We start from the raw sequence: 9,219 nt of genomic DNA, 5'->3' as shown, positions 1-9,219 counted from the left end.
CCTCCGCCCCGGCACCCCGCCCGGACGCTGCGCGTCCGGAGGGGTCGGGGCAGCGGTCAGGCGGTGATGTCGCGGATGGTGAGGCGGGCCCAGGCGGCCGTGGTGAAGACGGCGGTGTAGAGGGCCTGGAGGCCCAGGTTCTTCCAGATGTCGGTGGTGTAGACGGGATCGCGGAGGATGTCGCCGAAGCTCATCCAGTAGTTGGAGAAGAGCCACGGATGCAGCGCGTGCAGCTGCGGAATGCCCGCGATGATCTGGACGATGATCAGCACGCCCACCGTCGTCGCCATCGCCGCGATACCGCTGTTGACGAGGGTGGAGACGAAGAGCCCGATGGACGCGATGCCCAGCAGCGAGGCCGCCACCAGCAGCGCCACCAGCAGCGCGCGCCACAGCGTCTCGCCCGTGCCGATGCTCGCCCCGGACAGCAGCGTCGCCTTCCCGACCGGGAAGAGCGCCGCCCCCGCGGCCAGCGCCACCACCGCCACCGCGAACGTCGCCGCCACGCAGAAGACCATCCCGGCGGCGAACTTCACCAGCAGCAGCCGGGCCCGGCCGGCCGGGCCGACCAGCAGATAGCGCAGCGTCCCCGTGCTCGCCTCGCCCGCGATCGAGTCGCCCACCACCACGCCGACCGCCAGCGGCAGGAACACCGGCAGCGTGACGGCCAGCGCGGTGAAGACCAGGAACAGCCCGTTCTCGGTGACCAGGGCGATGAACCCCGGCCCGCCGCCGCCCCGCGAGTCCGACTCGTTGACGCGCACCGCGATGCCGATCAGCAGCGGCACCGCCGCCACCAGCGCCAGCAGCGAACGCGTCCGCCAGCGCCGGAACATCACCGACAGCTCGCTGCGGAAGAGCGTCAGGGGATGGGACGCCCGCCGGGCCGGCCAGGCCCGCCCGTCGGCCGCCGGCGCCGGGGCCGCGTCCGCCTCGACCTGCTCGGCGTGCTCGGCGTGCTCGACCTGCTCGGCGTGCTCGGCGTGCTCGGCGTGCTCGGCGTGCTCGGTCTGCTCGGTCTGCTCGGCGTGCTCGGTCTGCTCAGCCTGCGACATCGAATCCCTCCCCGGTCAGGGCCACGAACGCGTCCTCCAGCGAGCCGCGCTCCACGCCGAACGCGCGGACCCGCACTCCGGCATGGACGAGATCGGCGACGACCGCCGACGGATCGGCGCCGTCCAGGGCCGCCGCGTCCGCCTCCAGCCGCAGCACCGCCCCGCCGTCCTCCTCGGCGAAGGGCGGCTCCGCGGTGAGCCGATGCTTCGTCAGCACCCGCACCGCCGCCTCCTCGTCCTCGCGCGGGACGCGCAGCACCACCCGCCCGCGGGTGCCGGAGGCCAGCTCGGCCACCGTGCCCTGGGTGAGCAGCCGGCCGCGGGACATCACCGCGGCGTGCGTGCAGACCTGCTCCACCTCGTCCAGCAGATGGGAGGAGAGGAAGACCGTCGAGCCGTCGCCGGCCAGCTCCCGCACCAGCGAGCGGATCTCCCGCATGCCCTGCGGGTCGAGCCCGTTGGTGGGCTCGTCCAGCACCAGCAGATCGCGCGGCTGCAGCAGCGCGGCGGCGATGCCGAGGCGCTGCTTCATGCCCAGCGAGTAGGCGCGGGCCTTCTTGGCCGCCGCGTGCGAGAGCCCCACCCGCTCCAGCGCCGTCCCGATGCGCGTCGACCGGGTGCGCGGATCGGCGGTGGGGTCGGCGGCGTCGAACCGCGCCAGGTTGTCCCGCCCGGAGAGGAAGCCGTAGAGGGCCGGGCCCTCGATCAGCGCCCCCACCCGGGGCAGCACTGTGCCCAGCGCGGACGGCATGTCGCCGCCGAGCAGCTCGACCCGGCCCGCGGAGGGCGTGATGAGGCCGAGCAGCATGCGGATGGTGGTGGTCTTGCCCGAGCCGTTCGGTCCGAGGAAGCCGAAGACGCTGCCGGCGGGGACGCTCAGGTCCAGTCCGTCGACGGCGAGTTGACCGCTCCCGCGGCCTCCGTAGCGCTTGGAGAGGCCGCGGGTGCGGATGACGGGTGCGCGGTTCATCACGTGGGTCGCTCGCTGCCTAGCGGTCCGCGTTGGCGTCGCTGATCAGCGTCGACGACGGGACGGCGCCGGCGTACACCTTGCCGCTGTCCGTCACCAGGACGTTGATCAGGCGGCTCTTGACCAGCGTGCCGCTGCCGAAGCTGCCGCTGACCTTGCTGCCCATCGCGGAGAGCGCCTTCTGCATCTCGCCGTTCGTGCCGGCCGAGCCGCTCGCGCCCTGCATGCGGTAGACGGTGGCCCAGCCGCTGCCGAAGGTCTTGCGGTTCGCCGAGTTCTGCTTGGCGTGCGCCTTGGCCTTCGCCTTCTGCTGCGGCGTCATGGTGTGCTCGGGCCGCGCGCCCGCCTTCGCCTTGGGCGTGGCGGTGGTGACCTTCGCGCCGGACGGCGGGGTGAAGGCGAACCGGCTCGCCGGGGGCGTGCCGAAGCTGATGCTGGTGAAGCCGACCTGCCACGCCGCCTTGCCGCCGGAGGCGGGGTCGACGGTGACGCGCAGCGGAACGTACTTCTGCGCGTCCACGGCGATCTTGACGTCGCCGATGGTGGAGCCGGTGTTCTTCGGCGTCAGGTCCAGCACATAGGCGTCGCGGCCGGCGACCGTGGTGGTGCCGTCCGCGTTGACGCTGGTGGACGGGCCCGCGGCGGCGAGCAGCCGATCGGCCACGGCCGACGGGGTGGTCGCCTCGGGGCTCGGCGTCGCCGCCTTCTTCTGCTGCATCTGCTTCTGCTCGGCGCCGCTGAGCGTGCGGTGCCAGGCGGTGTTGGACGAGGAGTCGTACGCCCACACGGAGTCGCCGTTGCGCACCACGCGGTACTCGGCGAGGCTCTCCACCAGGGCGACGCTGCTCTTCTTCGGCCCGTCCACGGCGACCTGCATGGTGCTGTCGCCGGTGAGCAGGCCCATCAGGTGCTTCTGCGGGTCGGCGGCCGAGGACGAGGCCTTGCCGCCGGCGCCCCCCGAGGGCGTCGACGACGATCCGGCCGCGCCGCCGAGGCCGGACGGGATCTGCGGCAGGCCGAGGTCGGGCGTGGAGGTGACCGTTCCGGAGAACGCCTCCGTGCCGCCGCGGGCCGCGGCCATCTTCTCCAGCAACTGCTTGGCCGTCAGGTGCGTGAGGCTCGGCCCGCCGCTGTCGGCGAGCGCCGGCCCCAGGCTCGCGGCGAGTGCCGCGACGGCGGCGACGCCGGCCGGGACGGCAATCCGGGCGTACCGGCGCGACCGCCGGGGGCCCTGGTCTGTGCGTGACATCTGTGCGCTACCTCCGTCGGTTGCGACCCACGCTTCGGGCTTCTGCATCCCAGAGAACCACCCTGCCACGCCGAGCGCATCAAGCCGGAGGGCCAAGTCCGCGTACTCCCCCGGGATTACGGCGCACGGGTGGGGATCGGCCGATCGGCCAGGGTCGCGTGGACCTGTCCCCGATGGGGTCGGCATGGACGCGGATGCGCTGCGGGTAGCCGCCGGGGCGGTGGTCGACGACCATCGCGTGGGCCGCGTCGTCCCAGGAGTACTGCTTGAGCGTCTCCCGCAGTGCCGCCGCGTTCTCGCGCCGCTCAGGGAGGTTCCGGTCCAGCTCCGTGATCGCCTCCGACCACGCCCGCGCACGGCTGCTCCCCGAGCCCGGCGCCGGATCGGCCACCACGCAAGGCCGCCCCACCTGCGACGGCACCCGGCTGGAGTCGCGCGGGAAGTACCCGTGCCGCTGTCCTCGTTGACGAGGATCGGCACCCCGTGCGCCGCCGCCTCCGTGCCGACCGGCCCGAACCCCTCGTGCTTGGACGGCATCGGGACCGCGTCGGCGTTCCGGATGTCCGCGTCCAGCTCGGCGCGGTCCGAGGTGCGGGGCAGGATCGTCACGGCCCCCGGTCCCCGCCAGGGACGAGCGGCTCAACCTCGTGCGGGAGGGCAGCATGGGCAGCGGCTCGGCCGAGCGCGAGGCCGTCGAGTTCCGCCGGCTGGGCTTCACCACCGAGACCGACGTGATGGTCGTGCCGGCGGCGATCAGCCGGACCGCCAACCTCAGCCGCTACATGAACATGCGAGGAGGCCGGCTACGGGCGGGTGGTCGCCACCGACATCCACGACAAGGACTACCACGGCATCCCCAAGACGCTGCAGGGCGCGGACGAGCGGCGGTTCCTGGACTCGGTCCGGCTGCACCGCTGGGGCGGCGGCATCGTCTACGACAACTCGCTGGACCGGTCGGGCGGTTGGGCGCGCGCGACGGGCGCCGGGGGCGCTGGAGGCGCAGCGCCGCATGCCGCTCTCGCCCGAGCAGGCGGAGTGGCTGCGGGGGCAGTACACCCGGCTCGGCAACGACCTGCCGGCGGACGTGCGCCCGCAGCTGACCGACATTCGGGCGCTGGCCAGAGTCGTCGGCGTGCGGCTGGAGGACACCAGCTCCCCCGCGGACGCCGCGCACCAGGCACAGGCCGCCGGCGAGTCCCGCAAGGTCCTGTCCGGAGTCCGGATCATGATCAGCGCCCGGCGTCAGACGGGGCCGGATGCAAGGCGGAGGGTCGTCCTCGTACCGGGCGTACTCGGGCGATCCCGACAACGCAGCAGGCGGCCCCGTACGGCGTCGGGCGCCATGATCCGGACCCCGGACAGGACCTTGCGCCGTGGCCGGCTACGTGTGCCGGGGCCGGGGGTTCGGTGGGCGCATCCGGCCACGGCAGCAGGCCGGGCGGACGTCAGCCCGCGCGGTGCGCGACGATGTCGCAGAGGGACTGCAGGGCGTCCTTCGCCGGGATGTCGGGCAGCGGGTCGAGGACGGCGCGGGCGTCGGCGGCGACCCGGAGGGTCTCGCGGCGGGCCACCTCCAGCGCCGGGTGGGCGCGGAAGAGGGCGACCGCCTCGGCGAGCACCGCGTCGTCGTCGAGCGCGTCGGGGCCGCCGTCCAGCAGCTCGCGCAGCCGCGCGTCGCCGGGGACGGACGGGTCGGCCGGCATCGCCCGCAGCTGAAGCACCGGCAGGCTGGGGATGCCCTCGCGCAGGTCGATGCCGGGGACCTTGCCCGACTCCTCCGCGTCGCTGGCGATGTCCAGCAGGTCGTCGGCGAGCTGGAAGGCCACCCCGACCCGGTCGCCGAACTTGCGGAGCAGCTCGACCGCCCGGTCGTCCGCGCCCGACTGCCACGACCCGAACTGGCAGGACGCCGAGAAGAGCGAGCCCGTCTTGCCGTCCACCACCTCCAGGTAGTGGGCCATCGGGTCGCCGCCCGGCTCGGGGCCGACGGTCTCCAGGATCTGCCCGGTGACGAGCCGCTCGAAGGCCTCCGCCTGGGCGCGCACCGCCCGGTCGCCGAGATCGGTTATCAGCTTCGAGGCCCGGGCGAAGAGGAAGTCGCCGGTGAGGATGGCGACCGAGTTGTCCCACTGGGCGTTGGCCGAGACGGTGCCGCGGCGGCGGTCCGCCTCGTCCATGACGTCGTCGTGGTAGAGGGTGGCCAGGTGGGTCAGTTCCATGACGACGCCGGAGCGCACCACGCCCGGCGCCTGCGGGTCGCCGAACTGGGCGGCGAGCAGCACCAGGAGGGGACGGAACCGCTTGCCGCCGGCCTCCAGCAGGTGCCGGGCGGCGCGGGTGATGAACGGGACGTCGCTCTTGGTGGCCTCCAGGAGGCCTTCCTCGACGGCCGCCATGCCGGCGCGGATGTCCGCGTCCAGGGCGGGGTCCGCAAATCTCAGCCCGAAGGGCCCGTCGACGGTCACGGGGAACGCTCCTGTCACTGCTCCGGCACTGGTCATCTGGCTCGCCGTCCTGTCAGCGTATCCGTTCGCTTCCCGTTCACTGTTCCCCGGGCGGGTGATGCGCGGCGTGATGCCGCGCCGGGACCGCCCGATCCCTGTCCCAGGATCCCCCCTTCGCACGCGGGCCACGCACAGGCCCCCCGGGGAATCGGGGATGCCTGTGCGTGGCCGCCGGACGGGTGCACGGTTACCTGATGAAGACCGACGCCTTGTCGGCGAGGTCGAAGGCCCACTGCGGGAAGACGCCGAGCACCAGCGTGGCCGCTGCTCCGACGGCGATCGCGGTGCCGGTGAGCGCGCTGGGGACGGCGACACTGGGCCCGTCCGCCCGCGGCTCGGCGAAGAACATCCGCACGATGACCCGCACGTAGAAGAACGCCGCCACCGCGCTGCACAGCACGCCGACGACCACCAGCGGCACCGCCCCGCCCTTGGCGGCGGCCGAGAAGACCGCGAACTTCCCGGAGAAGCCGCTGGTGAGCGGGATCCCGGCGAAGGCCAGCAGGAAGAGCGCGAAGGTCACGGCCACCAGCGGGGAGCGCCGCCCCAGGCCGTCCCAGCGGGAGAGGTGGGTGGCCTCGCCGCCGGCGTCCCGCACCAGGGTGACGACGGCGAAGGCGCCGAGCGTCACGAAGGAGTAGGCGGCCAGGTAGAACAGGACGGCCGAGACGCCCTGCTTGTTGCCGGCGATCACCCCGGTGAGCAGGAACCCGGCGTGCGCGATGGAGGAGTACGCCAGCATCCGCTTGACGTCGGTCTGGGTGACCGCGACGATCGCGCCGAGCGCCATGGTGAGGATGGCGACGCCCCACATGACGGGCCGCCAGTCCCAGCGCATCTCCGGCAGCGCCACGTACAGCAGCCGCAGCAGGGCGCCGAAGGCGGCGACCTTGGTGGCGGCGGCCATGAAGCCGGTGATGGGGGTGGGGGCGCCCTGGTAGACGTCCGGGGTCCAGGCGTGGAAGGGCACCGCGCCGACCTTGAAGAGCAGCCCCATGACGATCATCGCGCCGCCGATCAGCAGCAGCGCGTCGCCGTGCGCGGAGGCGTTCAGCGCGGCGTTGGGCGCCGCGTCCCCGGTGACCACCTTGGCGATCCCGCCCAGGTCCAGCGTCCCCGCGTAGCCGTACAGCAGCGCCGTCCCGAAGAGGAAGAACGCCGAGGCGAAGGCGCCGAGCAGGAAGTACTTCACCGCCGACTCCTGGGAGAGCAGGCGGCGGCGCCGGGCGAGGGCGCACATCAGGTACAGCGGCAGGGAGAGGATCTCCAGGCCGATGAAGAGCGTCAGCAGGTCGCCCGCGGCCGGGAAGACCAGCATCCCGGAGAGGGCGAAGAGGGTGAGCGGGAAGACCTCGGTGGTCGACCAGCCCGCCCGGGCGGCGGCCTTCTCGTCCTCGCTGCCGGGGACGGCCGCGGCCTGCGGCGCGAAGGCGTCGACGTGCGGCACCTCGCGGCTCTGCGGCTCCAGGCCGCGCTCGGCGATGGCCAGCACGCCGACCGCGGTGACGAGGATCAGCGTGCCCTGGAGGAAGAGTGACGGGCCGTCGACGGCGATGGAGCCCATCGCGGCGAGGTCCGCCTTTGTGGTGGCGTAGCCGGTGGCGGCGAGGCCGACGACGGCGGCGAACGCCCCGGCGAGGCCGATCAGGGTGACGGCCAGCTGGGTGCCGTAGCGGGCCCGGCGGGGCACGAAGGCCTCGACGAGGATGCCGGCCACGGCGGCGCCGAGCACCACCAGGATCGGTGACAGCTGGGCGTACTCGATCTTCGGCGCGTGGATGGGCGCAGCGGCCGCCGTCGTCCACAGGCTGTGGACGGCGGGGGCCGCGACCGCGGTGGCGCTCATCGGCTGCCTCCGTTGATGGCTTCGGCGACCGGGTGGGTCGGCTTCGGGTCCTGCTTGTGCAGGGCGCTCATGGTGTGCCCGACGGACGGGTTCACCACGTTGAGCACCGGCTGGGGATAGACGCCGAGGAAGAGCAGCAGCGCCATCAGGGGCGCCACCACCGCGATCTCCCGGACCTTCAGGTCCTTGAGCGCCGTGACGCCGTCCTTCACCGGGCCCGTCATGGTCCGCTGGTAGAGCACCAGCACGTACAGGGCGGCGAAGACGATGCCGACGACCGCGGCGACGCCGATCGCCGGGGTGTGCTCGAACGCGCCCAGCAGCACCAGGAATTCGCTGGTGAACGGGGCGAGGCCGGGCAGCGAGAGGGTGGCGAGGCCGGCCACCAGGAAGGTGCCGGCGAGGATCGGCGCGACCTTCTGCACCCCGCCGAAGTCGGCGATCAGCGCCGAGCCGCGGCGGGAGATCAGGAACCCGGCGATCAGCATCAGCGCGGCGGTGGAGATGCCGTGGTTGACCATGTAGAGGGTCGCCCCGGACTGGCCGCGGGAGTTGAGCGCGAAGATCCCCAGGATGATGAAGCCGAAGTGGGAGATGGACGCGTAGGCGATCAGCCGCTTGATGTCCTTCTGGACCACCGCGAGGATCGCCCCGTAGAGGATGGAGATCACCGCGAGCACCAGCACCACCGGCGTCGCCCAGGCGCTGGCGCCCGGGAAGAGCTGGAGGCAGAACCGCAGCATCGCGAAGGTGCCGACCTTGTCGACCACCGCGGTGATCAGCACGGCCGTGCCGGCCGTCGACTCCCCCATCGCCCCCGGCAGCCAGGTGTGCAGCGGCCACAGCGGCGCCTTCACCGCGAAGGCGAACATGAAGCCGAGGAAGATCAGCCGCTCGGCGGTGGTGGACAGGTGCGCGTTCTGCAGCGCCGGGACGGAGAAGCTGTGCGCGTTGACGTACAGCGCGACCACCGCCGCCAGCATCACCAGCCCGCCGAGCAGGTTGTAGAGCAGGAACTTCACCGCGGCGCGGGAGCGCCGCACGGAGGACTCGTCCGCGCTGTCGCCGACCGCCGCCCGCCGCCCCTCGTACTTCTGCCCGAAGCCGCCGATGAGGAAGTACATCGGGATGAGCATGGCCTCGAAGAAGATGTAGAAGAGGAAGACGTCGGTGGCCTCGAAGGCGATGATCACCATCGCCTCGATGGCCAGCATCAGCCCGAAGAAGGCGCCGGCCGGGCGCCGCTTGTCCTTGGGGCCCTCGGCCGGCAGGTCGGCGTCGTGCCAGGAGGCGAGCATCACCACGGGCAGCAGCACCGCGGTGAGCAGCACCAGCACCACCGCGATGCCGTCCACGCCGAGTTGGTAGCGCACCCCGAACGCGGGGATCCAGGAGTGGCTCTCCGTCAGCTGGTACTGCGCGCCGCCGGGTCGGAATCTTCCGGTGACGACGGCGGCCAGGACGAGCGTCGCCAGTGCGAAGCCCATCGCGGTCGCCTTGGCCGCCCCGCGGCGCGCGGCGGGCAGGGCGCCGGTGATGACGGCGCCCGCCGCCGGTACCGCCGCGGTGACGGTCAGCAGGGGGAAGGACATTTG

General features: G+C 73.0%; 7 protein-coding genes and 1 pseudogene. All 8 read right to left on the bottom strand.

Annotation, left to right across the window (positions count from 1 at the left end):
• Positions 1-56: 56 nt before the first annotated feature.
• Entirely contained in the window at positions 57-1,055 is a 999-nt protein-coding gene (locus tag BIV57_RS02910) for an ABC transporter permease (protein ID WP_071655019.1), read from the bottom strand.
• Complete coding sequence (locus BIV57_RS02905; protein ID WP_071655018.1) at positions 1,042-2,025, bottom strand: ABC transporter ATP-binding protein; 984 nt, start codon at positions 2,023-2,025, stop codon at positions 1,042-1,044. Before BIV57_RS02905 ends, BIV57_RS02910 begins: the two co-directional genes overlap by 14 nt.
• Before the next feature lie 19 nt (positions 2,026-2,044).
• A complete protein-coding gene (locus BIV57_RS02900; protein WP_071655017.1) occupies positions 2,045-3,274 on the bottom strand; it encodes a LolA family protein in 1,230 nt (409 codons plus the stop codon).
• Positions 3,275-3,353: 79 nt separating this feature from the next.
• Positions 3,354-3,695, bottom strand: coding sequence for a hypothetical protein (locus BIV57_RS26715; RefSeq protein WP_419185681.1), 342 nt, complete (start codon positions 3,693-3,695; stop codon positions 3,354-3,356).
• A 32-nt stretch (positions 3,696-3,727) separates the two neighbouring features.
• Positions 3,728-3,883 (bottom strand): annotated as a pseudogene (locus tag BIV57_RS26710) (glycosyltransferase); the annotation flags it as partial.
• 836 nt (positions 3,884-4,719) lie between these two features.
• Positions 4,720-5,739 carry a polyprenyl synthetase family protein gene (locus BIV57_RS02895; protein ID WP_071655016.1) on the bottom strand — a complete coding sequence of 340 codons (1,020 nt, stop codon included), beginning with the start codon at positions 5,737-5,739 and terminating at the stop codon, positions 4,720-4,722.
• Positions 5,740-5,965: 226 nt separating this feature from the next.
• Positions 5,966-7,624, bottom strand: coding sequence for an NADH-quinone oxidoreductase subunit NuoN (gene nuoN, locus BIV57_RS02890; RefSeq protein ID WP_071655015.1), 1,659 nt, complete (start codon positions 7,622-7,624; stop codon positions 5,966-5,968).
• On the bottom strand, positions 7,621-9,216 hold the full coding sequence (locus BIV57_RS02885) for an NADH-quinone oxidoreductase subunit M (protein ID WP_071655014.1): 1,596 nt from the start codon (positions 9,214-9,216) through the stop codon (positions 7,621-7,623). Before BIV57_RS02885 ends, nuoN begins: the two co-directional genes overlap by 4 nt.
• Positions 9,217-9,219 lie beyond the last annotated feature (3 nt).

Origin of the sequence: Mangrovactinospora gilvigrisea, from assembly GCF_001879105.1 — a bacterium.
GTDB lineage: Bacteria > Actinomycetota > Actinomycetes > Streptomycetales > Streptomycetaceae > Mangrovactinospora > Mangrovactinospora gilvigrisea.
This window is presented reverse-complemented; position numbering and strand designations above follow the sequence as displayed.